Consider the following 21,156-nt stretch of genomic DNA (forward strand, 5'->3'; position numbering starts at 1 on the left):
CGGCCGCGTGGACGCATTGTCACCCGCCACGAATTTTGGATCAACTCTTGACTGTCGACTGTTAACTGTTAACAATCGACACCAGCGTCGCACACTGGAGTGCGGCACAGACGAAGGAGCACCGGACATGGCCAGCACGCCAGAGACGTCCGCCCTACGGATGCGGGGACCGGTTCACGGGACCGGAGACCAGACGCGAGTAGCGTTCGGCTCCACGGCCGGAGCCGTCATCGAGGCCTACGACTTCATCGGGTTCGGGACCGCCGCGGCCCTCTACTTCGGCACCGTGTTCTTCCCGAGCGCCGACCCGCTGATGGGCACCCTGGCCTCGTTCGCCACGCTCGGCGTCGGCTTCGTGGCCCGGCCGCTCGGCGGCATCATCGGCGGGCACCTCGGCGACCGGGTCGGCCGCAAGCCCGTCCTCGTCGTCTCCCTGATCGTCATGGGTCTGGCCACCGTCCTCATCGGCGCCCTCCCGACGCACGCGCAGGTCGGAGCGCTCGCCCCAGCGCTGCTCGTCGCCATCCGGATCATCCAGGGCCTTGCCTACGGTGCGGAGTGGGGCGGCGCGATCCTCATGACGTACGAGCACTCGCCGTGGCTCAAGCGCGGCAAGTTCACCGGCTTCGTCCAGTCCGGCTTCCCGGTCGGGCTGCTGCTGGCCAACCTCGCCTTCCTCGTCTCCGTGAAGCTGCCGGGCGACTGGGCCTGGCGCGTGCCGTTCCTGCTCAGCGCCGCCCTGGTCATCGTCGGGCTGATCATCCGCGCGAAGGTCCCGGAGTCCCCGGTGTTCGAGGAGGTCAAGGAGTCGGGCGCGCTCGTGAAGAACCCAATCGCGCAGGTCATCAGGGACGACTGGCGCAACATCCTCCGCGGCATCGGCCTGCGCATCGCCGAGACCGCCGGATATGCCATCGCCATCACCTACATGATCAGCTACCTCCACACCTCCAAGATCGCCAGCTCGACCGAGACGATCGTCGCCCTGTGCATCGCCTCCGGCATCGGCATCTTCGCGACCACCGGGTGGGCCGCCCTCACCGACCGGATCGGCCGCCGGCCGCTCTACCTCTGGGTGACGCTGTTCAACGCCGCCTGGGCCGTCCCGATGTTCCTGCTCGTCAACACGGGACTGTTCCTCGCCGTGGTCGTCACGATCGTCGTCAGCTACACCATCAGCCAGAACGCACTGGCCGGCGCTCAGGGGGCCTGGTTCCCCGAGCTCTTCCAGGCCAACACGCGGTCATCCGGTGCATCGCTGGCCTACCAGATCTCGGCCATGGTCTCCGGAGTCACGCCGTTCCTGACGACGCTGCTCTACCTGCGCTTCGGCTGGCTGGGTCCGGCTCTGCTCTTCCTGGCCTACTCGGTCATCGGCTTCGGGACCACCCTGGTCACCCGCGAGACGTGGGGGCCGCAGGAGCGGCAGGAGGCCGAACGGATCACCGCGGCCACGCCCGTCGACCAGTCCCGCACCGACATCACCCCCGGCCGTCCCTCTCCCGCACAGGTGGTGAACTCATGAGCACCATGGCGCGCGCCCAGACGCCCGTCGACCGGATCGACGCCGACCGACTCGCCCGCGTGGCCGACTCCGCGTACGAGATCCGCATGGGGGTCCTCGAGCAGGGCGAGGCCCAGGGAGAGGGGTACGTCGGGCAGGCCCTCGGCATCGCCGACGTCCTGGCGGCGGTCTACTGCGACACGCTCCGCCACCGCCCGGACGACCCCGAGTGGGACGGCCGTGACCGGTTCCTCCTGTCCATCGGGCACTACGCGCTCGCGTCCTACTCAGCCCTTGCGGTCGCCGGGGTCATCCCGCGGGCCGAGCTGCTGACGTACGCCGCAGACGGGTCCCGGCTGCCGATGTCGGGCATGAAGACCTACACACCCGGCATGGAGATCTCCGGCGGCTCTCTCGGCCACGGCCTGGGCCAGGCGGTCGGGATGGCCCTCGGCCTGCGGCTCCAGGGCCGCGGAGGTCAGCTCGTCTTCAACCTGCTGTCCGACGGGGAGCTCAACGAGGGATCGACCTGGGAGGCGGCCATGTCGGCGACCCACTGGGATCTCGGCAACCTCATCGCCCTCGTCGACCTCAACGGACTCCAGGCCGACGGCCGGACCGAGGACGTCCTGCGCCTCGACACGCAGGAGGACCGGTGGGTTTCCTTCGGCTGGGACGCCCAGCGCGTGGACGGAAACGATCTCGAGGCCGTCCTGACCGCGCTCGATCGGGCAACGACCACCGCCGCAGCACACGGTCGCCCGAAGGTCATCCTCTGCGACACCCGCCTCGCGAAGGGCGTGTCCCTGCTCGAGGCCAAGGAGAAGCTCCACTTCCTCCGCGTGGCCGCCGAGGAGTGGCCGGTCGCCAAGGCACAGCTGACCGACGGACACGAGCACGGAAAGGCACGACGATGACCACCACCACCGTCAAGCGTTCGGCGGCCATGATCGCATCGATCGCCGACCCCGGCGTCCCCACGACCGCGGCACCCTTCGGCCACGCGCTGGCGGCCCTGGCCGCCGAGGACCAGAGGGTCGTGGGCCTGACTGCGGACCTCTCGAAGTACACCGACATGCACGTCTTCGCGGCGGCCCATCCCGACCGCTACTTCGAGATGGGCATGGCCGAACAGCTCATGGTCGGCGCCGCCGCGGGCATGGCCGCCGTGGGACTCGTCCCGTTCGCGACCACGTACTCGGTGTTCGCGACGAGGCGCGCCTATGACTTCCTGTGCCTCGACGCTGCCGAGCCGCGGCTCAATGTCAACATCGTTGCCGCGCTCCCAGGGTTGACGACCGGCTACGGCCCCTCGCACCAGGCAACCGAGGACGTCGCGATCCTGCGCGGCATGCCGGACCTCACGATCTTCGACCCCGCCGATGCCGTCGACGTGGAGGCCATCGTCCCGGCCGCCGCCGCGATCGAGGGGCCCACGTACACCCGGCTCCTGCGAGGGCAGGTCCCCCGCATCCTCGACCGCTACGACTACTCGTTCGAGGTCGGCAAGGCCAGGGTCGTGCGTCCGGGGGACGACGCGGTCATCGTCTCCTCCGGACTCATGACGATGCGGGCGCTGCTCGCCGCCGAGAAGCTCTCGGAGCAGCACGGCATCGAGCTGTCGGTCGTTCACTGCGCCACGCTCAAGCCGTTCGACGAGGACACCGTCGTCGCGCAGCTCGACACCGACCGCCCCGCCTTCACCGCTGAGAACCACACCGTCGTCGGGGGTCTCTTCGAGGCGGTCGCGGGTGCGCTCGTCCGCCGGGGGGTGGCCCGACACGTCCGCCCGATCGCCCTGCCCGACGAGTTCCTCGACGCAGGGGCGTTGCCCACGCTGCACGACAAGTACGGCCTGTCGACCGACTCTGTCGTCGCCCGCGTGCTCGACGCCCTCCGCTGACCAGCCACTCTCACGGAAGCAAGGAACACGACCCATGGGCTTCAACACAGGCATCGGCACCCGCACGGCGGTTGTCACCGGAGCGTCCTCCCTGAAGGGGATCGGCTTCCACACGGCGGCTCGCTTCGCCCGCGAGGGCTGGGCGGTGGCCATGATCGACGTCAATGCGGACGGCCTCGAGCAGGCGGCGACTGCCGTCCGCGAGCAGGTGCCGGGTGCGCAGGTCGCCGCGTTCGTGCTCGACGTGACGGACCCGGACGGCATCCGCAGCGTCGCCGATGCCGTCGCGGCGTCGGAACTCCCGCCGGTCGGGGCGCTGTGCAACATCGCCGGCATCCCCAGCCCGGCGTCGTTCCTCCAGCTCTCCCTCGAGGAGTGGGAGCGGGTCATGGCCGTCAACCTGACCGGGCCGTTCCTGCTCAGCCAGGCGTTCGTGCCGCAGATGATCGAGGGTGGCTACGGCCGGGTCGTCAACATGTCGTCCGTGACGGCACAGCACGGGGGTGGAGTCTTCTCGAAGACGTCGTATGCCGCAGCCAAGGCAGGCGTCCTCGGCCTGACCCGGGGGATGGCGCGCGAGCTCGCGGAGCACGGCATCACCGTCAACGCCGTCGCTCCCGGCGTGGTCGACACCGAGATCCGCGTCGGCAGCGACGACGACACCGAGCGGGCGCTCGCGGCCGCCGTGCCGCTGGGGCGTCAGGCCCGGCCGGACGAGATCGCCGCCCTGTTCGTCTGGCTGTCGTGCGAGGACTCCGCCTACATCACCGGCAGCACCCAAAGCATCAACGGCGGCAGCTATGTCGCCTGAGTGATCAGGCGCCAGATCAGCCGGGAGAGGGACGCCACCCGCGAGGCCGCACGGAGACCATGTCGATGCTCGCGTCCGGGCCGGCGTCGATGGCGAGGCGTGCAGCCCGGACGACCGAGGCGACGTCGAGGTAGGCGCTCGCGTCGTAGTCCGCGCCCTCGAACTCGACGAGCTCGCGCTGCATGTCGGTGTCGACCCGGCCGGGGTGCAGCGAGGTGACGCGGACACCGTGCTCGCGTTCCTCCTCGCGCAGAGCGTCGGTGAAGGCTCGCAGGGCGAACTTCGACGCGGCGTAGGCGCCACCGCCAGGAGTGCTGGTGAAACCGGAGCCGGAGTTGATCGCCACGACGCGTCCCTCGGCGGCCCGCAGTGCCGGCAGCAACGCCTTCGTCACGACTGCGACAGCGGTGACGTTCACCGTGAGCGACTCGGCCCAGTGCGACACCGGAGCGTCGGCCACCGTGCCGTTGCGCAGCACGCCGGCTGAGTGCACCAGCACGTCGACCCGGTCGAGCCTCGGGACGAGCGCGACGAGGGCCGTCTCGAGCGAGCCGCCCGCGGAACAGTCGGCGAGGTCGGCGACGAAACCCTCCGCTGAGGGCAGCCGGTCGACCACGGCTGCGACCGACTCGGCACTGCGGCCGCCGACCACGACGTGATGGGTCTCGGCGAGGTCCTCGGCGACCGCCAGACCGATGCCTCGGGTCCCGCCGGTCACGACGGCCACGGGTCGAACGGGACGGGGGTTCTCGCTCATGCTCGCCACCCTACGAGCAGTCGCGGGTCGCGCTCGACGCACCCGACGGCATACGCCCTCGGACGCCTTGGCGCTCAGGCGAGGCCGAGACCCGCGGCCTCCTCCCACAGGTCGTCGCGCACCCGCGGGTGCGCGCACTCCTCGATGATGTCGCGGCACTGCTCGCGCTCGCTGCGGCCCCAGAGCGGCGCGCAGCCGTGCTCGGTGACGATGGCGCTCTGCTGGAAGCTCGTCACCGGCTCGTCGAGCAGCGGCACGATGGTGGAGACGTCGGCCTTCGGGTGCCACGAGCGCAGCGCGATGAACGACTGGCCACCGGGGGAGTGCAGCGCGCCGACGATGAAGTCGGTCTGGCCGCCGAAGCCGGAGTGGATGCGCGCGTTGATGCGTGAGGCGTTGGCCTGCCCGAAGAGGTCGACCTCGAGCGCCGTGTTGACCGACGTCATCTGGCGCTGCTGGGCGATGAGCCCTGGGTCGTTCGTCTTCTCGGTGCGCAGCATCCGCACGCGCTCGTTGCCGTCGAGCCACGCGTAGAGGTCGGTCGAGCCGAAGGCGAACGAGGTGACGAGCGGGTGGTCGGGGTCGAGGGCCCCCGCCGCGTCGAGCGCGAGCACGCCGTCGGAGAACATCTCGCTCCACACGCGGATGCCGCGTCGTGTGGTCAGGGCGGCGAGCGTCGCGTCGGGCACGGCGCCGATGCCGAGCTGCATCGTGGCCCCGTCAGCCACGCGGGCCGCGACGCGCTCGCCGATGAGCCGGCTCTCGGGGTCGGGCTCCGAGGGGGCGTGCGAGGCCAGCTCGGCATCGACCTCGACCAGCAGGTCGACGTGGTCGAGCGGCACCTGGGCGTCGCCGAAGGTGAACGGCATCCGCGGGTTGACGACGGCCACGACGAGACCGCCCCTCGCCCGGCAGGCCTCGATCGCGGCCGGCAGCACGTTGACCTCGAGCCCGAGGCTCACCTGACCGTCGCGCGGCGGGGCGCAGTGGAGCAGCACCGCGTCCGGTGGCAGGGCCCGTGCGTAGAGCAGCGGCACGAGCGACAGCCGCGAGGGGACGTAGCGCAGGTGCGGGTGTCGCCGCATGCCGGGGCCGACGAAGCAGGTCTCGACGGTCACGCCCTCGCGGTCGGGCAGCCCGGCCGGCGCGTTGAGCGCATGCAGCACGTAGGAGGGCTGCGCCGCGTCGAGCGCGCGCACCGCCTCCCACGGCACCGCCATGTTGCCGCTGACGACGACGCGAGGGTTGGTGGGCAGGGTCCCGAGCCGTCGGGTGAGCTCGTCGATCGTCGCCGTTCGCACGTTCTCATCCTCGCGCAGGCGCCACCGCAGGGCGTGCGTATGCCGCCGGCGTGACCAACGTCGCTCAGCTGGCCTTCTTCGTGGCCGCCTTCTTCGTCGTCGACTTCTTCGCAGTGGTCTTCTTCGTGGTGGTCTTCTTCGTCGCCGTCTTCTTGGTCGCGGTCTTTTCCGCCGTCTTCGTCGCCGGTTTCTTCGAGTCGTTGGCGTCGGCGTCGTCGTCGGAGGCGCTCGTGGACGCGCCACCCGACTTGGCGGCCTTGGCCTTGTCGACGCTGCGCTGCAGCGCAGCCAGCAGGTCGACGACCTCGGTCTCCTCGCCCTTCGCCTCGGGCATCTCGGTGATGTCGCCTCCCTCGATCTTCGTCGCGACGAGCTGGGTGACGGCGTCGGAGTAGTCGTCCTCGAACTCGTCCGGCTCGTAGTCGCCCGACAGCGAGTCGACGAGGGAGGAGGCCATCGCGAGCTCCTTGGCCGTCGCGTGGGTGTCCTCCGAGAGCGACTCGAACTCCGGCGTGCGCACCTCGTCGGCCCACAGCAGCGTCTGCAGCACGATGACGCCGTCGCGCACGCGCAGCACGGCGAGCGTCATGCGGGTGCGCACCGACACGGTGACGAGGGCCATCCGGTCGGCCTTCTCCAGGGCATCGCGCAGCAGCACATAGGGCTTGAGGCCGGTCTTGTCGGGCTCGAGGTAGTAGCTCTTGTCGAAAAGGAGCGGGTCGATCTGCTCCGACGGCACGAACTTCTCGATCGAGATCTCCTTCGACGACCTCGACGGAAGGCTCTTGAGGTCCTCGTCGGTCAGCACGACCATCTGGCCGTCGGCCGCCTCGTATCCCTTGGCGATGTCGGAGTAGGGCACCTCCTCGCCGTCGATCGAGCAGACGCGTTGGTACTTGATGCGGCCGCCGTCCTTCTCGTGGACCTGGCGGAACTGTACGTCGTGGTTCTCGGTGGCCGAAAAGAGTCGGACCGGCACATTGACCAGGCCGAACGACACGGCGCCTTTCCAGATGGCTCGCATGAGAACAAGAATGCACCCATGCGCCCCATGCTCGCGACGCCCGCGTCGACCATTCCGGCCGACGACCGCTGGCAGCACGAGGTCAAGTGGGACGGCATGCGCGTCCTGGCCGACGTGCGCGACGGTGAGATGCGCCTGTTCACCCGCACCGAACGGGACGTCACGGTGGCGTTTCCCGAGCTGCGGGGGCTCGCGAACGAGTACGCCGACATGCTGCTCGACGGCGAGATCGTGTCGATGCGCGACGGCATCCCGTCCTTCGCCGCGATGGCCGAGCGCTTCCACGTCACCGACGCGCGCCGGGCCGCGCTGCTCGCCGAGCAGTCCCCGGTGACGTTGATGACCTTCGACCTGCTGCGCCTCTACGGGGTCGAGCTGCTGAGCCGCACCTGGACCGACCGCCGCTCGACGCTCGAACGTCTCGAGCTCGCGCACGCCCGCTGGCAGACGCCTCCGACCTTCTCCGACGGCGCCACGCTGCACGCAGCGACGAAGGAGCAGGGGCTCGAGGGCATCGTGTCCAAACGGGTCGACTCCACCTACGTCCCCGGGCTGCGGTCGCCCTACTGGCTCAAGTCCCCGCACCGGGGCACCGTCTCGGTCGTCATCGGCGGGTGGCGGCCCGAGTCCACCGGCACCGTCTCCCGGCGGCTCGGCGCAGTGCTCGTCGGTGTGCCAGGTCCCGGCGGCCTGCGCTACCTCGGCCGCGTCGGTTCGGGGCTGGCGGGCAAGACGGGGCAGGCGCTGATGCGCGATCTCGACGAGCTGACGGCGGTCGAATCCCCTTTTGCCACAGACGTCCCGGCCGAGGACCGCGCCGGCGCGACCTGGGTGCATCCCGTCCTCGTCGCCGACGTGCAGTCGCTGGGACTGAGCGGGCAGGGCCGACTGCGCCAGCCGGCATACAAGGGCTTGCGCAGCGACCTCACCCCCGGTGACGTCGACGACCACGGGGACGGTGAGTGATGCCCTACGAGGCGCCCAAGGTGACCGTCGAGGTCGACGGCCGACGGATGAAGCTGTCGAGCCTCGAGAAGGTCATGTACCCCAAGGCCGGCACCACCAAGGCCCAGGTCATCGACTACTACGCGCGCATCGCGCCGGTCATCCTGCCGCACCTGCGCGACCGTGCCGTCACGCGAATCCGCTTCCCGCACGGGGTCGGTGACATGCAGTTCTTCGAGAAGAACATCCCGTCCGGCACGCCGGCGTGGATCCGGCGCGCCGGGCGTGACCCCGTCTTCCCCTTCATCGACGACCTCGCCGGCCTGACCTTCTTCGCGAACCTCAACTCGCTCGAGCTGCACGTGCCGCAGTGGCGCTACGAGGGCGACGGGCGCGACGCCGTGCCCCTCGGGCCCGACCGGCTCGTCATCGACCTCGACCCCGGGCCTGGCACGGGGCTGCACGAGTGCGCCCGTGTGGCCCTCATCGTGCGCGAGCGGCTGAGCGGCATCGGCCTCGACACGGTGCCGGTCACCAGTGGTAGCAAGGGACTCCAGCTGTATGCCGTCCTGCCGGGGGCGTACACGAGCGACCAGATCCGCGACACCGTGCAGCAGCTCGCCAAGGAGCTGACGAAGCAGCACCCCGACCTCATCGTGTGGAAGATGGCGAAGGAGCTGCGGCCCGGCAAGATCTTCCTCGACTGGAGCCAGAACGTCGCGGCCAAGACGACCGTGTGCCCGTACTCCCTGCGCGGTCGCGACCAGCCCACCGTGGCGGCGCCGAGGTCGTGGGACGAGATCGAGGCCGGKGCATCGGGCGGCGACGACCTCGTCCAGGTGACGGCCGACGAGGTGCTCGACCGGGTGGCCCGCGACGGCGACCTGGCGGCCGAGATCGCTCGCTAGTGCCCAGGGCCGCACGGCCCGAGGCGGCGCGCACGACGAAGGGCCCGGCATCCGTGCGGATGCCGGGCCCTTGGTTCGGGACTGCTCGTCAGTGCGCCTTGTCGTAGGCGGACTGGATCTCGGCCGAGATACGGCCACGGTCGGAGACCGTGTGCCCGTTGGCGCGCGCCCACTCGCGGACCGCGGTGAGGTCGGTGCGCTTCGCGGAGCCGGCCGCGCGGCGGCGCGTGGAGGCCTTGGCAGCACCGGCCCGACGCGCGTGACCGGTCCAGGTTGCGAGGTCGTCGCGCAGCTTCTTGGCGTTCTTGTCGGACAGGTCGATCTCGTAGGTCACACCATCAAGGGCGAAGGTGACGGTCTCTTCGGCGTTTCCGCCGTCGATGTCATCGATCAACACCACTTCGACACGCTGAGCCATGTTTCTCCATCTGAAGTTGTCGGTCTGGGAGGGGAAAGCCGCGAATACATGACCCGCGGCAGGATCAATTTACAGGTAATCGCGTCTGAATGCATTTCCTCTATACGCATTCAACGCAGCGACTGTCGGTTTACGGATCTTCGCCACGGCCGATGTGCGGCGAATTGCGCGGGAGTGACGCTTCCCCGACCTTTGCTCGCGTCTTTCAGTGTCCGCTCGACGAGCTGCCCTGAGCGGGGTCGCCGGTGGAATCGTCAGCGGAAGCGCGGTCGTGCGCGGCTTCCCAGCGGGCCTGCGCCAACCGCTCGCGACGGTCGCCCTCGAGGATGCTCTTGATCACGAAGTAGAAGAGCGTGCCCATGCCGATCGTCGGGACGATGGCGAGCACATAGGGCAGAACCGATTCCATGTACGCCATTTTCTCATGTGCCGCGGCCCGCCCTGGCCGCCGCTGTCCCACCCGGCCCGTACGGTCATGCCATGGCTACCAGGACGACGACCCGGCGCACCCCCGGATTCCGCTGCGGTGAGTGCGGGTGGACCACCGTCAAGTGGGTCGGACGGTGCGGCGAGTGCCAGGCCTGGGGCTCCGTCGCAGAGACGGGCGCGGCCACTGCTGCGCGCACCACGGCGGCCTCGGTGGTCACGCCGGCCCAGCGCATCGCCGACGTCGACGTGACACGCGCCGCCGCCCGGCCCACGGGCGTCGCCGAGTTCGACCGCGTGCTCGGCGGCGGTCTGGTGCCGGGTGGGGTCGTGCTCGTCGCTGGCGAGCCCGGTGTCGGCAAGTCGACGCTGCTGCTCGACGTCGCCGCGCGCACGGCCCGTGCCGGCGCCGACGTCCTCTACGTCAGCGGTGAGGAGTCCGCCGCCCAGGTCCGCACCCGCGCCGAGCGCATCTCGGCGATGGCCGACTCGCTCTACCTCGCTGCAGAGACCGACCTCGCCACGGTGCTCGGCCACATCGAGTCCAGGTCGCCGGCGCTGCTCGTCGTCGACTCGGTGCAGACCATCGCAAGCGCCGACGTCGAGGGCCAGGCCGGCAACGTCTCGCAGGTGCGCGAGGTGGCCGGCAGCCTCATCCAGGCGGCGAAGTCGCGCGGGGTGGCTGTGCTGCTCGTGGGTCACGTCACCAAGGACGGCTCGATCGCCGGGCCGCGGGTGCTCGAGCACCTCGTCGACGTCGTCATCCAGTTCGAGGGCGACCGTCACTCGCGCCTGCGGCTCGTGCGCGCCGTGAAGAACCGCTTCGGTCCCACCGACGAGGTCGGTTGCTTCGACCTGTCCGACGTCGGCATCACCGGCCTGCCCGATCCCAGCGGCCTGTTCCTGTCCACCCGCGACCATGCCGTGCCCGGCACGTGCGTCACCGTGACGCTCGAGGGCCGACGGCCTCTGGTCGCCGAGGTCCAGGCGCTCGTCGCCCCGTCCACGCTGCCGTCGCCGCGGCGCACCTCGAGCGGCCTCGACTCGTCGCGGCTCGCGATGGTGATCGCCGTCCTCGACAAGCGCGCCGGCGCCCCCGTCGGCTCGCGCGACATCTTCGCGGCCACCGTCGGCGGGGTGCGCATCACCGAGCCGGCCGCCGACCTCGCCATCGTCTGCGCCCTCGCGTCCTCGGTCGTCGACCAGCCGTTGGCCACCGACGTGGTCGCCTTCGGTGAGGTCGGGCTTGCGGGAGAGGTGCGTCGCGTCACCGGTCTCGACCGCCGCCTGGCCGAGGCAGCGCGGCTCGGGTTCCGCCACGCCCTCGTGCCGGCGGGCAGTCTCGCCGACTCGTCGGTGCCCGAGGGCATCCGTGCGGTCGAGGTCTCCGACGTCGCGAGGGCCATCGAGGCGATGGGCCGCCTCGCCGGTGGCCGACCATCGACGGCACCAGCCGTCGGCACCGTCTAGACTGCGACCGACCGAGGTGGACGCTCTCGGCGCCCCCATTGCGAACAGGGAAGTGATGGACCGGAACGACGAGCTGCTGCTGCGCGCAGCCCTCGCCGCGGTAGCCCCGGGAACGGAGCTGCGCGACAGCCTCGAACGCATCCTGCGCGGTCGCACCGGGGCGCTCATCGTGCTCGGCTTCGACCGTGTGGTCGAGTCGCTCTGCACGGGCGGGTTCACGCTCGACGTCGAGTTCTCCGCCACCCGCCTGCGCGAGCTGGCCAAGATGGACGGCGCCGTCGTGCTCGACCGCGAGGGCACCCGCATCCTGCGTGCCGCCACCCAGCTCGTGCCCGACTCGAGCATCGAGACCACCGAGTCCGGCACGCGCCACCGCACGGCCGAGCGGGTCGCCAAGCAGACGGGCTACCCCGTCATCTCGGTGAGCCAGTCGATGGGCGTCGTCGCGCTCTACGTCGGCGATCTCCGCCACGTCATCGAGGGCTCGCCCACCACGCTGTCGCGGGCCGACCAGGCACTGCAGACCCTCGAGCGCTACAAGGCCCGCCTCGACGAGGTCACCGGCACGTTGTCGGCCCTCGAGATCGAGGACCTCGTCACGATCCGCGACGTCACCGCCGTCCTGCAGCGCCTCGAGATGGTGCGTCGCATCTCGGCCGAGATCCAGGACTACGTCGTCGAGCTCGGCACCGACGGCCGCCTGCTCAGCCTTCAGCTCGAGGAGCTCGTCGGCGGGCTCGGCAACGACCGCGAGCTCGTCATCCGCGACTACCTCCCGGCCACGAAGTCGGGTCTCGACCTGACCGAGGCGCTCGACAACCTCCAGACGCTCAACGCCGTCGAGCTGCTCGACCTCGCAGCCGGGGCCCGCGCCGTCGGCTTCTCGGTCGTCGGCGACAGCCTCGATGCCCCCGTGTCGCCGCAGGGCTACCGGCTCCTCACCAAGGTGCCGCGCCTGCCCACCGCGATCGTCGACCGCCTCGTCAACCACTTCGAGTCGCTGCAGCGCCTCCTGGCGGCCGGCATCGAGGACCTCATGCTCGTCGAGGGCGTCGGCGAGGGCCGTGCCCGCGCCGTGCGCGAGGGTCTGTCGCGTCTCGCCGAGTCCAGCATCCTCGAGCGCTACGTCTGACGCTCGCGTCGGTTCCTTTCGTATGCCGTCCGGCCCGGTCCCGCTGTCCCAGCACCCCCCGCTGTCGCTGCTCCACCAGCGGGTGAACGACTGGTACGCCGAGGCCGGTCGCACGCACCTGCCCTGGCGTGAGCCCGACTGCACCCCGTGGGGCGTGTTCCTCTCCGAGGTGATGTCGCAGCAGACGCCCCTCGCCCGGGTCGAGCCCGCGTGGCGCGAGTGGATGCAGCGCTGGCCGACGCCCGCCGACCTCGCCGCCGCTCCGCCCGGCGACGCCGTGCGGGCCTGGGGCCGTCTCGGCTACCCGCGTCGGGCGCTCCGGCTCCACGAGGCCGCGACCGTGATGGTGGCGCGCCACGGGGGTCAGGTGCCGAGCACGCCCGAGGGGCTCCTCGCCCTGCCGGGAGTCGGTGCCTACACAGCCGCCGCCGTGTCCTGCTTCGCGTTCGGCATCCCCGAGGTCGTCGTCGACACGAACGTGCGGCGCGTGCTCGCGCGCACCCTCGAGGGCAAGGCCTTCCCGAACCTGACCCTCAACCGTGCCGAGATGGTCCTCGCTGCCGAGTCGATGCCTTCCGACCGCGACACCGCCAACACGTGGAACGTCGCCGTGATGGAGCTCGGTGCGCTCGTCTGCGTGGCACGTGGACCCCGCTGCGACGACTGCCCCGTCGCCGACCTCTGCGCCTGGAACGTCGCGGGCCGACCGGCCTATGACGGGCCGCCGCGCCGCGGCCAGGCGTGGCACGGCACCGACCGTCAGGTCCGCGGCGAGCTGTTGCGGCGGCTGAGGGAGGCGCACGACGCGGTGCCGCTCTCGGCTCTGGAGGACTCGGCGGACGACCGTCAGCAGGTCATGCGCTGCCTCGACTCGCTCGTCGCCGACGGCCTCGTCGAACCACTGTCCAGCAGCCGTTTCCGCCTCCCCGCCTGAACTCCGAGCACCCACGTCTCGGCTGGGCGGACCGGCTTCGTACGTCGCCCTCCAACGTCGAGTAGGTACGCCCGCGTGGGTGCGCCCCCGTTGCATCGAGTGCCCACTTTCCGACGGGGTTCGGGCCCGTCGGGAACTGAGCACTCGACTGGATGGGTGGCTTCGTCCGGGCGGATTCGGCTCCCGATTCGTGGGCAGGGGCCCCTTGCTGGGTCGATTGACTGGCGCCCCGTTTCGTCGAGTGCCCACTTTCCGACGGTCAGAGGTTGCCGAGGACGCTCACTACGTCGATCGCGAGGACCACGCGCTCGGGGTTGGGGCGCGGCTGACGGTAGCGGGCGGCATACCTGTGCTCGGCGTCGGTGACGGCGTCCGCGTCGTCGACGACACGCGCCGTGCCCTCGAGCGCGAGCCAGTGCCTGCCGTCGACCTGGCAGAGCACCGCGGGACAGCCCGCGAGGGCGTTGCGCGCCTTGCGACTGCTGCGGCTCGTGATGACCCGGGCCGTCGAGGTGGCGGGGTCCCAGGTGAAGCCCACCGGCACGACGTGGGGTCGCCCGTCGGGCCGCAGCGTCGTCAGGGTCGCCAAGTGTCGGACGGTGAGGAAGTCGAGCGCCTCGGGGGAGAGGTCGTCGGGTCTGGTGGCCATGGCGCGAGTCTCTCAGCCGAGTCGCCGACGGATGTGCCGGCCCGTTGATCAGGCGGCGGCTCCTCGGTAGTGTCGCCCTTTGTGCCCGCTGCCCCCCAGACCGTCGTGAGGACCTTCTGGGTGCTCGTGCGGGCCGGGTTCAGGCGGCACTCGACCTACCGCCTGGCGCTGTTCGCGGGCACGACGACGAACTCCGTCTTCGGCATCATCCGGGCCTCGATCCTGCTGGCGGCGCTGACCTCCGCGAACGCCGCCATCGGTGGCTACGACCGGCCGACCACCATCGCCTTCGTGTGGTGGGGCCAGGCGCTGCTCGGCACCGTCAACCTCTGGGGATTCGCCGAGGTCAAGGACCGGGTGCGGTCCGGCGACATCGCGGTCGACTTCCTGCGGCCGGTCAACCCGCAGTTCGCCTACCTTGCAGGTGATCTCGGACGTGCGGGCATCAACCTGGTCGGTCGAGGACTGCCAGCCCTGCTGCTCGGCGCGCTGCTCTTCGACATGGCGTGGCCCCCGTCGGCGGTCAGCTGGGCGGTGGGGGCCGTGTCGGTCGCGCTGGCCGTCGTCGTCGCCTTCTCCGGCAACTTCGTCATCAACCTGCTCGCGTTCTGGCTCATCGAGATCCGGGGCATCACGTTGCTCTGGATGATCACGGGCGGGCTGTTGTGCGGCCTCTACCTGCCGGTGCCGTGGTTCCCCGACTGGCTGCGCACCCTGGCGCAGTGGTCGCCCTTCCCGTCCATGCTGCAGAACCCCATCGACATCCTGGCCGGACGCGTCGTCGGCGCCGACATCGCGTCCGCCGTTGCGGTGCAGGTCTTCTGGGCGATCGTGCTGCTCGCGCTGGGCCAGGTCGTGCTGCGCGCCGGCCGCCGACGGCTGGAGGTGCAGGGTGGCTGACTCGAGTCCTTCGCTGTCGCAGCGGATGCGCCCTTACCGGGTCCTGCTCGCCTCCCGCGCCCGCGCGCAGATGCAGTACCGCGCGTCCTTCGTCACCGACATCCTCGGGACCGTCGGCGTGGGCCTGGCCGAGTTCGCCGAGGTGTGGGTCATCTTCCACAACGTGCAGGTTCTCGGTGGGCTCGACTTCAACGCGGCCCTGCTCGTCTTCGCCCTGTCGAACCTCGCCTTCTCCCTGGCCGACATGTTCGTCGGCCACCTCGACCAGCTGCCCGTCTACATCCGTGCCGGTCAGGTGGATGCCTTCTACGTCAGGCCGCTGCCGCTGCTGGCCCAGCTGATGACCAGCGAGCTGTCGATGCGTCGCATCGGTCGGCTGTCCGTCGCCCTCGTCGCACTCGTGGTGGCACTGACGACGGGCTCCGTCGCCTGGTCGCCTGCCAAGGTGTTGCTCATCGTGCTGACGGTCGTCAGCGGCACGGCGATCTTCGCCGCCCTCTTCACCGCCGCAGGAGGTCTCCAGTTCTTCCTCGTGGACGGCTCGGAGTTCACCAACGCGTTCACCTACGGCGGGTCGTATGCCGCCCAGCAGAGCCAGCAGGTCTTCCCCGGCCCGCTCCGGATCTTCTGGACGTTCGTGGTCCCCACGGCCTTCGTCGCCTACGTCCCTGCGGTCGCGATCCTCGACCTGCCCGGAGACCACCTCGCGCCCCAGTGGCTCGCCTGGTTCACGCCCCTCGCCGCGCTGCTGGCGTGGGGCATCGCCGGGCTGTGCTGGCGGCTCGGGACCCGTCACTACCAAGGAGCCGGCGGATGAGCATCATCGAGACCCGCGACCTCGTGCGCGACTTCAAGAAGACTCGCGCCGTCGACCGCATGACCTTCTCGGTCGAGCCCGGCGAGTCGGTCGGCTACATCGGCGCGAACGGCGCCGGCAAGTCGACGACGATCAAGATGCTGACCGGCATCCTCAAGCCGACCTCGGGCCACGTGCGCACGTGCGGGCTGGACCCGATGCGTGAACGCATCGCGGTGGCGCGCCGGGTCGGAGTCGTCTTCGGACAGCGGTCCCAGCTCTGGTGGGACCTGCCCCTGCGCGACTCCTTCTCGATCCTGGCGGCGATCCACAGCCTCGGCGAGCAGGAGGCGCGAGCGCGCACCGACATGCTCGTCGAGCAGCTCGAGATGGGGCCGCAGCTCGGGACTCCCGTGCGTTCCCTCTCGCTCGGGCAGCGCATGCGCGCCGAGATCGCGGCCGCGCTGCTCCACTCACCTGACCTGCTCATCCTCGACGAGCCGACGATCGGGCTCGACGTGCTGTCCAAGCAGCGCCTGCGCGAGTTCCTCGTGGCCGAGCGTCGCGAGCGCGGCACCACGCTGCTGCTGACCACGCACGACATGGGCGACATCGAGCGGCTCTGCGACCGGGTGCTCGTCGTCGACCGCGGACGACTCGCGTTCGACGGCACCCTGACCGGGCTGGCCGCGACCGTGGGGGCGCAGCGCATCCTCGTCATCGACCTCGCGCAGCCGACACCCGACCTCGACGACATCCCACGCACACGGCTGCTGGACAGCGAGTCCGACGGGCTGCGCCAGCGACTCGCCTTCGACTCCGAGGCGACGACCGCCGCGGCGGTGCTGGCGCAGGTCTCGGCCCGGCACGAGGTGCGCGACCTGACCATCGAGGAGCCCGACATCGAGGACGTCGTGCGCCGCATCTACGCTGCGTCCGGCCGCACCTGATCACCCACGCACGCACGCCCGCCCAACCGTCGAGAGGCCAATGTCTGCGGTCTCGCGCGGGTCGAGAGGCCAATGTCTGCGGTCTCGCGCGGGTCGAGAGGCCACACGAGAAATGGCCTCTCGACGGTGGGGAGGCCGCGGTTATTGGCCTCTCGACGGTGGGGAGGCCGCGAGGATTGGCCTCTCGACGGTGGGGAGGCCGCGAGGTTTGGCCTCTCGACGGTGGGGTCAGAGGGTGCGGAGCATCCGGGTGTTGCCGAGGGTGTTCGGCTTGACCCGTTCGAGGTCGAGGAACTCGGCGACCCCTTCGTCGTAGGACCGGAGCAGCTCGGCATAGACGTCCATCGGGACCGCCTGCCCCTCGATGGCCTCGAACCCGTGCCGCACGAAGAAGTCGGTCTCGAAGGTGAGGCAGAAGAGCCGCGCGACCCCGATCTCGCGGGCGTCCTCGACGAGGGCCTCGAGCAGCCGGCCGCCGAGTCCGGTGCCGAGCATCTCGGGCGCAACCGCGAGGGTGCGGATCTCGGCGAGGTCCTCCCACATGACGTGGAGCGCACCGCAGCCGACGACGCGTCCGTCCACCTCGGCGACCCGGAACTCCTGCAGGCTCTCGAAGTACGTGACAGCCTCCTTGCTCACGAGCACGCGACGCTCGGCGAGCGGGGCCACGAGAGCCCGGATGGCGCGTACGTCGGACGTGCGCGCCCGCCGCAGCGCGGGCGTGGAGGCGTGCGCGTTCGGCTCGTTCGTCGCGTCGGTCACGACAGGTTCCCGTCGCGGAACTGCGCGAACAACCGCCGAGCCTCGTTGCCGAGCACGACGATCGACTGCGCGCCTGCCGTGCCGAATGCGCCCTTGGCGACGCCGCGGCCGACCTTCAGCGGGCTCACCTGGTGCAGCCCGGCCGCGAACGTGAGGATCTGCTCGGCGGTGAGGTTGCTCTTGCCGACCTTGCTGAAGCTGGTCAGCGCCGACGGGATCGCGATCGGGCCGGCGAGCTTCGCCTTGACGGCGGCAGCGAGGATCACCTCGCCCTGGTGGCGCGAGCGGCCGAAGTCGCCGTCGGGCAGGGTCTTCCGCTCACGGGCGTAGGCCAGCGCCTGCTTGCCGGTGAGGGTCTGCGGTCCCGCCTTGATGATCATGTTGCGGGCGTGCGAGGCGACGACCGTCTTCGGGACGACGATCGGGATGCCGCCCTGCTCGTCGACGATCTTCGTGAAGCCGGTGAAGCCCAGCACGACATAGCCCTCGAGCGGCAGGCCGGTGACGTTGCGGACCGTGCTCACCTGCGCCTTCGGGCCGCCGAACACCATGGCGGAGTTGATCTTTCCCCTGCCGCCGGTCGAGAGGGGCACGTAGAGGTCGCGGGCCATGCCCATGACGCCGCCGCCGCCCTTGCCGTCGATGCCGATCACCTGGAGCACGTCGGCGCGGGTGCGCTCGAGCGGCTGTCCGGGCCGGGCGTCGGACCCGATCGCCAGCACCCAGCGAGGCCCGGAGCCGAGGCTCGTCTTCGCGACGCCCAGCGATGGCCACCACCCGCCGACGACCTTCCACGTCGGCCCGACGGCAAGCGTGACGTCGTCACCGTTGGTGACCACGGCGACGGGGGTGCCCATCCATGAGCCGACCTCGGCCCTCGCGTCCAGGGTGCCCGTCGCTGCCCTGCGCCCCTTGAGCGCGGCAGCTGCGCTGGGCGAGGCCGTACGCGTGAGGTCACCTCCGGCATACACGGTGCGAACCAGCGCGGCGAGTGGCGCCGGTGCGCCGGCGACCTTTGGATCCTTCGGTGCCGGGCTGCCGGACGTCGTGCCCGCGCTCGAAGCGCCTTGGGACGCCGAGCCCGCGGATGGCGTGGACGGGCCGGACGTGCACGCGCCGAGCGTGAGCGCCACCACCGCCGCGGTCCAGCCCGCCCGCACCGCGAACGAGCGTCGCGAACGCACCGGACGGCATACGTCGTCGGCGCGCCGTCGGTCGGTGGGGCGGTGCTCGGAGGTCACCGCCCCACCGTAGACGACCGGTTCAGTCGGCGCGGGAGGCCGTCCGGACGAGGGACCGGGAGGCCAGCACCGACGCGAGCACCACTGCTCCGGCGATCGCCGAGGTCACGACGAACCGCACGACCAGACCGCTGTCGAGTCGGCTCTGGAAGGGCAGCATGAGGACGAGGACGAAGCCTGCGGACAGCACGATCGTCATCACCAGCGGGAGCGCCACCTCGAGCGCGCGTGCCCGGTGCAGCGACCTCTCGTCGGTGCCGGCGAGGGCGAGGGTGCGGTACTGCTCGCGCTGGTCGAGCACTCGCGCGGCCTGCACCACGCCGGTCGACGTCGCCCCCACGATGGTGATGATGACCAGCGTGACGAGTGCTCCGGTGCCGAGGTCGGCCGCGAGGTAGCGCTCGAGCGGCGTCCCGGGCTCGCCGACGTCGGCCAGACTGGTGAAGCCGACGACGACGACCGCGAGGCCGAGAGCACCCACCGCCCGCCACGTGCTCTTGGGGTCGTCGGCGATGCGACGCGCGGCGAGCAGGGTCGTTGCCGTCGGGGCGACGCGCGCCGCGAGCCGACCGGCCACCATGACGACCCACGGGCCGACCGCGTTGACGGCGAGGATCATTGCGCCCAGCACGAGCACGATCGTGAGACGCTGCGGCTCCTTCATCGGGGTGATGACGAGCACCCACACCGCACCAGCGGCCACCGCGACGAGCACGCGCAGGACACTGAGCCGCTTCGGGCTCGTTCGGGCCGCCACGCCGAGGGGGCTGATCGCGACCCGGGCGAGGCTCGACGCGCCGGAGACGACTGCGACCACGACGACCGCACCCACCACGGCCGCCGTCTGCCACAGCGGCAGCACGAGCTCGCTCAGCTCGAAGGTGCGGCCCTGGAAGCTCAGGCGGGCCACGATCGGCAGCACGGCCAGGTAGAGGACGACGCCGGTGAGTGCACCGACGAGCGCCTGCGCCGCCGCCTCGGCCAGCGTCATGACCGTCACCTGCGCGGACGTGGCTCCTGCGAGCCGCAGGGCTGCCAGGCGCTGGTCGCGGCGCGCGATGGCGAGACGGGTCGCGACGCCGCCGAGGGTGAGGATGGGGATGACCATGCACGTCGTCGCGATCCAGGCGAGCGTCACGTAGAGCCGGCCGAGCATCTGGGAATCCGACAGGTTGCGCAGGTCGACCCCGCTCGCCTGCGGGTTGCGCGCCTCGAAGGCCATGAGGCCGGCGACGCAGACGAGGAGCGCGGCCGTCGCGACGGCGAACGACACGACGGCGAGCACGCCCGGCACTCGGTTGTCGGCGGCGTCCGCCCGACGCAGCCGCCACCACAGGATGGCTGCAGCCTTCATCGGGCCACCTCGGACGCCACGTCGGCGGAGTGCGCCACGACCCGGCCGTCGCGCACGCGCACGATGCCCCGGCACCAGGCCGCGACGTTCGCGTCGTGGGTCACGACAACCAGCGAGGCGCCGGTGTGGGCCGTGAGCTCGGTCAGGTGGCGCATGACCTCGGCGCTGGTCGTCTGGTCCAGCGCACCGGTCGGCTCGTCCGCGAAGACGACGCCGGGGCGCGCGACGAGGGCCCTCGCGATCGCGACGCGCTGGGCCTGGCCGCCAGACAGCTCACCCGGTCGGCGCTTCTCGAGGCCGGACAGCCCGAGCGGCGCGAAGAGGGCTGCCGCGCGGGACGTGGCCTGGGACCGGGACGTGCCGTCCAGCATGAGCGGGAGGGCGACGTTCTCGATCGCGGGGAGCTCGGGGAGCAGCATGCCCTGCTGGAAGACGAAGCCGAAGTCCTTGCGCCGCAAGACCGTTCGCTCGCGATCGGACATTCGCGCGATGTCGCGGCCGCGCCAGAACACCAGGCCGCCGGTCGGCCTGAGGATGCCGGCCAGCACGTGCAGCAGCGTCGTCTTGCCCGAGCCCGACGGGCCCATCACGGCAAGGCTCTCGCCCGAGCGGATGGTGAGGTCCACGCCGCCGAGGGCTGGTGGGCCGACCTGGGCACGCTTGCCGGCCTTGCCGTAGGTCATGACGAGGTCGCGGGCCACGAGGCCCGTGCCGGGTCCGACGTCGGGTCCGCCGGCGGGACCGCCATCGAGTGATCTGCCGAGTGAGGTGTCGGGTGAGTTGTGGGGTGAGGTGTCGCTCATGGGACCACCCTCACCGCGTGCGCCCCTGCGCCACATCGGACCGGGGTCGGCTCCGCGGGAGCGCGACTACGACCCCGGTATGACACCCGGCCCGACGGCATACGTCCTCGGGGGCGCCCGTCACGGTCTGGGGCACGACGAAGGGGTCGGGGACCGTGGTCCCCGACC

22 protein-coding genes are annotated in these 21,156 nt (G+C 70.9%); 12 read left to right on the forward strand and 10 right to left on the reverse strand.

Going from position 1 to position 21,156, the window contains the following annotated elements:
* Positions 1-127: 127 nt before the first annotated feature.
* Genes AC1DE0_RS17130 through AC1DE0_RS17145 form a run of 4 tightly spaced genes read left to right on the forward strand, consistent with a single transcriptional unit; the run spans position 128 to position 4,218 of the window.
* Positions 128-1,525 carry an MFS transporter gene (locus AC1DE0_RS17130; RefSeq protein WP_478102806.1) on the forward strand — a complete coding sequence of 466 codons (1,398 nt, stop codon included), beginning with the start codon at positions 128-130 and terminating at the stop codon, positions 1,523-1,525.
* Complete coding sequence (locus tag AC1DE0_RS17135; protein WP_478102808.1) at positions 1,522-2,421, forward strand: transketolase; 900 nt, start codon at positions 1,522-1,524, stop codon at positions 2,419-2,421. The genes AC1DE0_RS17130 and AC1DE0_RS17135 overlap by 4 nt, the downstream gene beginning before the upstream one ends.
* Entirely contained in the window at positions 2,418-3,407 is a 990-nt protein-coding gene (locus AC1DE0_RS17140; RefSeq protein ID WP_478102810.1) for a transketolase family protein, read from the forward strand. The genes AC1DE0_RS17135 and AC1DE0_RS17140 overlap by 4 nt, the downstream gene beginning before the upstream one ends.
* A gap of 34 nt (positions 3,408-3,441) precedes the next feature.
* The gene (locus AC1DE0_RS17145; protein ID WP_478102812.1) at positions 3,442-4,218 is read left to right on the forward strand and encodes an SDR family NAD(P)-dependent oxidoreductase; all 777 of its coding nucleotides are present in this window, start codon (positions 3,442-3,444) and stop codon (positions 4,216-4,218) included.
* A gap of 16 nt (positions 4,219-4,234) precedes the next feature.
* On the opposite strand, the gene AC1DE0_RS17150 is transcribed toward AC1DE0_RS17145, so the two are convergent.
* From AC1DE0_RS17150 to ku, 3 genes are all read right to left on the reverse strand, one after another.
* Positions 4,235-4,975 carry an SDR family oxidoreductase gene (locus AC1DE0_RS17150; protein ID WP_478102813.1) on the reverse strand — a complete coding sequence of 247 codons (741 nt, stop codon included), beginning with the start codon at positions 4,973-4,975 and terminating at the stop codon, positions 4,235-4,237.
* Between the two features lie 74 nt (positions 4,976-5,049).
* Positions 5,050-6,276: an acetyl-CoA hydrolase/transferase family protein gene (locus AC1DE0_RS17155; RefSeq protein WP_478102815.1), complete on the reverse strand. Its 1,227-nt coding sequence runs from the start codon at positions 6,274-6,276 to the stop codon at positions 5,050-5,052.
* A 64-nt stretch (positions 6,277-6,340) separates the two neighbouring features.
* Positions 6,341-7,300 carry a non-homologous end joining protein Ku gene (ku, locus tag AC1DE0_RS17160; protein WP_478102817.1) on the reverse strand — a complete coding sequence of 320 codons (960 nt, stop codon included), beginning with the start codon at positions 7,298-7,300 and terminating at the stop codon, positions 6,341-6,343.
* Positions 7,301-7,318: 18 nt separating this feature from the next.
* Here ku and ligD (AC1DE0_RS17165) point away from each other — a divergent pair, with 18 nt between their 5' ends.
* On the forward strand, positions 7,319-8,266 hold the full coding sequence (ligD, locus tag AC1DE0_RS17165) for a non-homologous end-joining DNA ligase (RefSeq protein ID WP_478102819.1): 948 nt from the start codon (positions 7,319-7,321) through the stop codon (positions 8,264-8,266).
* Entirely contained in the window at positions 8,266-9,153 is an 888-nt protein-coding gene (gene ligD, locus AC1DE0_RS17170) for a non-homologous end-joining DNA ligase (protein WP_478102822.1), read from the forward strand. The genes ligD (AC1DE0_RS17165) and ligD (AC1DE0_RS17170) overlap by 1 nt, the downstream gene beginning before the upstream one ends.
* An 88-nt stretch (positions 9,154-9,241) precedes the next feature.
* Here the strand turns inward: ligD (AC1DE0_RS17170) and AC1DE0_RS17175 are convergent, their stop codons facing one another.
* Positions 9,242-9,571, reverse strand: coding sequence for a histone-like nucleoid-structuring protein Lsr2 (locus AC1DE0_RS17175; protein WP_478102824.1), 330 nt, complete (start codon positions 9,569-9,571; stop codon positions 9,242-9,244).
* A gap of 205 nt (positions 9,572-9,776) precedes the next feature.
* Entirely contained in the window at positions 9,777-9,980 is a 204-nt protein-coding gene (locus AC1DE0_RS17180) for a hypothetical protein (RefSeq protein ID WP_478102830.1), read from the reverse strand.
* A gap of 71 nt (positions 9,981-10,051) precedes the next feature.
* On the opposite strand from AC1DE0_RS17180, the gene radA reads away from it, so the two are divergent.
* Genes radA through AC1DE0_RS17195 form a run of 3 tightly spaced genes read left to right on the forward strand, consistent with a single transcriptional unit; the run spans position 10,052 to position 13,533 of the window.
* Positions 10,052-11,467: a DNA repair protein RadA gene (radA, locus tag AC1DE0_RS17185; protein ID WP_478102833.1), complete on the forward strand. Its 1,416-nt coding sequence runs from the start codon at positions 10,052-10,054 to the stop codon at positions 11,465-11,467.
* A 55-nt stretch (positions 11,468-11,522) separates the two neighbouring features.
* Positions 11,523-12,599 carry a DNA integrity scanning diadenylate cyclase DisA gene (disA, locus tag AC1DE0_RS17190; protein ID WP_478102835.1) on the forward strand — a complete coding sequence of 359 codons (1,077 nt, stop codon included), beginning with the start codon at positions 11,523-11,525 and terminating at the stop codon, positions 12,597-12,599.
* A 22-nt stretch (positions 12,600-12,621) separates the two neighbouring features.
* Entirely contained in the window at positions 12,622-13,533 is a 912-nt protein-coding gene (locus AC1DE0_RS17195; RefSeq protein ID WP_478102837.1) for an HhH-GPD family protein, read from the forward strand.
* Positions 13,534-13,792: 259 nt separating this feature from the next.
* Here AC1DE0_RS17195 and AC1DE0_RS17200 read toward each other — a convergent pair whose 3' ends face one another.
* Positions 13,793-14,182 carry a PPOX class F420-dependent oxidoreductase gene (locus AC1DE0_RS17200; protein ID WP_478102840.1) on the reverse strand — a complete coding sequence of 130 codons (390 nt, stop codon included), beginning with the start codon at positions 14,180-14,182 and terminating at the stop codon, positions 13,793-13,795.
* An 81-nt stretch (positions 14,183-14,263) separates the two neighbouring features.
* Here AC1DE0_RS17200 and AC1DE0_RS17205 point away from each other — a divergent pair, with 81 nt between their 5' ends.
* Genes AC1DE0_RS17205 through AC1DE0_RS17215 form a run of 3 tightly spaced genes read left to right on the forward strand, consistent with a single transcriptional unit; the run spans position 14,264 to position 16,828 of the window.
* The gene (locus AC1DE0_RS17205; protein WP_478102842.1) at positions 14,264-15,082 is read left to right on the forward strand and encodes an ABC transporter permease; all 819 of its coding nucleotides are present in this window, start codon (positions 14,264-14,266) and stop codon (positions 15,080-15,082) included.
* Positions 15,075-15,899 (forward strand): ABC transporter permease, encoded by an 825-nt coding sequence (locus tag AC1DE0_RS17210; RefSeq protein ID WP_478102844.1) that lies wholly within the window; start codon positions 15,075-15,077, stop codon positions 15,897-15,899. The genes AC1DE0_RS17205 and AC1DE0_RS17210 overlap by 8 nt, the downstream gene beginning before the upstream one ends.
* Positions 15,896-16,828 (forward strand): ABC transporter ATP-binding protein, encoded by a 933-nt coding sequence (locus AC1DE0_RS17215; RefSeq protein ID WP_478102846.1) that lies wholly within the window; start codon positions 15,896-15,898, stop codon positions 16,826-16,828. The genes AC1DE0_RS17210 and AC1DE0_RS17215 overlap by 4 nt, the downstream gene beginning before the upstream one ends.
* Before the next feature lie 228 nt (positions 16,829-17,056).
* On the opposite strand, the gene AC1DE0_RS17220 is transcribed toward AC1DE0_RS17215, so the two are convergent.
* The 4 genes from AC1DE0_RS17220 to AC1DE0_RS17235 are packed head-to-tail and all read right to left on the reverse strand — an operon-like array spanning position 17,057 to position 20,988.
* Positions 17,057-17,590: an amino-acid N-acetyltransferase gene (locus AC1DE0_RS17220; protein WP_478102848.1), complete on the reverse strand. Its 534-nt coding sequence runs from the start codon at positions 17,588-17,590 to the stop codon at positions 17,057-17,059.
* Positions 17,587-18,831: an LCP family protein gene (locus AC1DE0_RS17225; RefSeq protein ID WP_478102850.1), complete on the reverse strand. Its 1,245-nt coding sequence runs from the start codon at positions 18,829-18,831 to the stop codon at positions 17,587-17,589. The genes AC1DE0_RS17220 and AC1DE0_RS17225 overlap by 4 nt, the downstream gene beginning before the upstream one ends.
* A gap of 22 nt (positions 18,832-18,853) precedes the next feature.
* On the reverse strand, positions 18,854-20,185 hold the full coding sequence (locus AC1DE0_RS17230) for an FtsX-like permease family protein (RefSeq protein WP_478102852.1): 1,332 nt from the start codon (positions 20,183-20,185) through the stop codon (positions 18,854-18,856).
* On the reverse strand, positions 20,182-20,988 hold the full coding sequence (locus AC1DE0_RS17235) for an ABC transporter ATP-binding protein (RefSeq protein WP_478102854.1): 807 nt from the start codon (positions 20,986-20,988) through the stop codon (positions 20,182-20,184). Before AC1DE0_RS17235 ends, AC1DE0_RS17230 begins: the two co-directional genes overlap by 4 nt.
* Positions 20,989-21,156 lie beyond the last annotated feature (168 nt).

The sequence above is a fragment of the Terrabacter sp. 05T424 genome, assembly GCF_056396225.1.

What these genes read in the sequence shown, in the direction of transcription:
- AC1DE0_RS17140 (WP_478102810.1), top strand. Translation starts at nt 2,418, where the DNA reads ATGACCACCACCACCGTCAAGCGTTCGGCGGCCATGATCGCATCGATC.
- AC1DE0_RS17135 (WP_478102808.1), top strand. Translation starts at nt 1,522, where the DNA reads ATGAGCACCATGGCGCGCGCCCAGACGCCCGTCGACCGGATCGACGCC.
- AC1DE0_RS17150 (WP_478102813.1), bottom strand. Translation starts at nt 4,975, where the DNA reads ATGAGCGAGAACCCCCGTCCCGTTCGACCCGTGGCCGTCGTGACCGGC.
- AC1DE0_RS17195 (WP_478102837.1), top strand. Translation starts at nt 12,622, where the DNA reads ATGCCGTCCGGCCCGGTCCCGCTGTCCCAGCACCCCCCGCTGTCGCTG.
- AC1DE0_RS17230 (WP_478102852.1), bottom strand. Translation starts at nt 20,185, where the DNA reads ATGAAGGCTGCAGCCATCCTGTGGTGGCGGCTGCGTCGGGCGGACGCC.
- AC1DE0_RS17130 (WP_478102806.1), top strand. Translation starts at nt 128, where the DNA reads ATGGCCAGCACGCCAGAGACGTCCGCCCTACGGATGCGGGGACCGGTT.
- radA (WP_478102833.1), top strand. Translation starts at nt 10,052, where the DNA reads ATGGCTACCAGGACGACGACCCGGCGCACCCCCGGATTCCGCTGCGGT.
- ku (WP_478102817.1), bottom strand. Translation starts at nt 7,300, where the DNA reads ATGCGAGCCATCTGGAAAGGCGCCGTGTCGTTCGGCCTGGTCAATGTG.
- AC1DE0_RS17235 (WP_478102854.1), bottom strand. Translation starts at nt 20,988, where the DNA reads ATGAGCGACACCTCACCCCACAACTCACCCGACACCTCACTCGGCAGA.
- AC1DE0_RS17145 (WP_478102812.1), top strand. Translation starts at nt 3,442, where the DNA reads ATGGGCTTCAACACAGGCATCGGCACCCGCACGGCGGTTGTCACCGGA.
- AC1DE0_RS17175 (WP_478102824.1), bottom strand. Translation starts at nt 9,571, where the DNA reads ATGGCTCAGCGTGTCGAAGTGGTGTTGATCGATGACATCGACGGCGGA.
- AC1DE0_RS17215 (WP_478102846.1), top strand. Translation starts at nt 15,896, where the DNA reads ATGAGCATCATCGAGACCCGCGACCTCGTGCGCGACTTCAAGAAGACT.
- ligD (WP_478102819.1), top strand. Translation starts at nt 7,319, where the DNA reads ATGCGCCCCATGCTCGCGACGCCCGCGTCGACCATTCCGGCCGACGAC.
- disA (WP_478102835.1), top strand. Translation starts at nt 11,523, where the DNA reads ATGGACCGGAACGACGAGCTGCTGCTGCGCGCAGCCCTCGCCGCGGTA.
- AC1DE0_RS17180 (WP_478102830.1), bottom strand. Translation starts at nt 9,980, where the DNA reads ATGGAATCGGTTCTGCCCTATGTGCTCGCCATCGTCCCGACGATCGGC.
- AC1DE0_RS17200 (WP_478102840.1), bottom strand. Translation starts at nt 14,182, where the DNA reads ATGGCCACCAGACCCGACGACCTCTCCCCCGAGGCGCTCGACTTCCTC.